Annotated in this window: 1 tRNA gene and 1 pseudogene; both read right to left on the bottom strand. The window is 55.3% G+C overall.

The annotated features are described in order from the left end of the window. Window positions 1-88: 88 nt before the first annotated feature. Window positions 89-1235: pseudogene (locus NTW95_01510) on the bottom strand (sodium-dependent transporter). A gap of 210 nt (window positions 1236-1445) precedes the next feature. Further along, window positions 1446-1529, bottom strand: a tRNA-Leu gene (locus NTW95_01515). Between the last annotated feature and the right edge of the window lie 270 nt (window positions 1530-1799).

Here is a 1799-nt window from a genome sequence, read left to right on the forward strand (position 1 = left end):
CAGTATGAAAGCGATTACATAACGCGGCATGCGCGCTTATTTTAACACACCGCGGCTGTTTTTTCCTGCCGCCGCAGCGGAGATGTTTTTAATGGATGAGCAACATGAGCAAGGTCAGCACGATAAACAGCGGGCAAAGGAATTTCACCGAGAGCGACCAAATCCAAGCGTACCTGAATTTCCTTGTTCCCAAAGCGATTTCTTTCAAGGCATGAGTGCTTTTCCACACGTAGCCCACGAAGATGGCGATGAACAAAGCGCCGATGCTCAAGGCCAGCGTTCCCCAGATGAAATCCATCATCTCAAAGAAGCTCACGTGGATGAGAGGCAGCTTTTGGAAAAATTTCATGCTGCCGAACGAAAGGATCGAGGGCACGCCCACGATGAAGGAGAGCCCCGAAGCCACCAGCACCGATTTTTTCCGGCTCCATTTCCTCTCGTCAATGAAGTAGGCGACGGCCACTTCCAGCAACGAAATCGTGGAAGTCAACGCCGCCACGCCGAGGAGAAGGAAGAACAGCATGCCGAATACGGCGCCGAACGGCATTTGGCCAAAAATGACCGGGAGGATATGGAAAACCAGCGGAGGGCCGCCGGCCGGATTCATCCCGTAGGAGGCGAGGGCCGGGAAGATGATGAAACCGGCCATGACCGCCACGACCGTATCCAGAAAAGCCACCCAGGCGGCGCAGGCGCGGATATTTTCTTCCTTTTTCAGGTACGACCCGTAGGTGATCATCGCTCCCATGCCCAGGCTGAGGCTGAAAAAGGCCTGGCCCAACGCGTCGATGACCACCCGCCAGTTCAGGCGCGAGAAATCGGGCTTGAGATAAAATTCCAGCCCTTTGCCCGCCCCGGGCAGCGTCAGCGAACGGGCCAGCAGGATCAGCATGATGACGGCCAGGGCCGGCAACATGAATTTGCAGGCCTTTTCAATGCCGCCTCACCCCGGTGATGACGCCCAGGTAACCGACCAGCTTCCATGGCCCGCGCGGCCGCAATTCTTTAAAGGCCCCTACCGGGTTTTTCCCGGTGAAGCGCCCCAGGGCGATCTCGGCGATCAACACCGGCATGCCGAGCAGGATCACGGCCGCCAGGTAGACGAACAGGAACGCGGCGCCGCCGTATTTGCCGGTCATGTAGGGAAAACGCCAGATGTTGCCGACGCCGATGGCCGAACCGGCCGCGGCCAGGACAAAGCCGATTTTTGAGCTCCACTTCCCTCTCGAGGCCATGAGATTTCTCCTTGACAGCAGATATAGTCACACTCGTTGGTTTCGGCAATTTGGTCAGTCGCCGAAACCAAAGTGTGACTACCCCCTGCGGGGATATACAAATCAATCCCTCACCTGACGGTTCGGGACTGTCTAAAATGGTCCCCAGGGGGGACAGTCACACTAGTTGTTTTCAGCGTTTAACGGAACTAGCTGAAAACAAAGTGTGACTGCCGAGGAGGGGAATCGAACCCCCACGAGGTTGCCCTCCCGGGATTTTAAGTCCCGTGCGTCTGCCAATTCCGCCACCCCGGCCCGAAAAGCCGATGGTAACACACCCATCACACCTAATCAAGGTTCAGAATGCATCATGCGTGGGCGTGGTTACCGATTACATGTGGCGTTTCCCAGAAGGGAACGGGAAACCAAAAAAATGGGTCGGAGAAACGTAGCGACTGTCTTAAAAGTCAAGTACTTTTTGTAGATAGCAAGAGATGATTTCGCATCAGGGCATTCAGTCGGACAAGTAGTTTGCGCATCACAGCGGCAATGGCAACCTTTTTGGGTTTTCCGTTTTCGATAAGT

It is taken from the genome of Candidatus Aminicenantes bacterium, from assembly GCA_026393795.1.
In the GTDB taxonomy this organism is placed as follows: Bacteria; Acidobacteriota; Aminicenantia; order UBA2199; family UBA2199; genus UBA2199.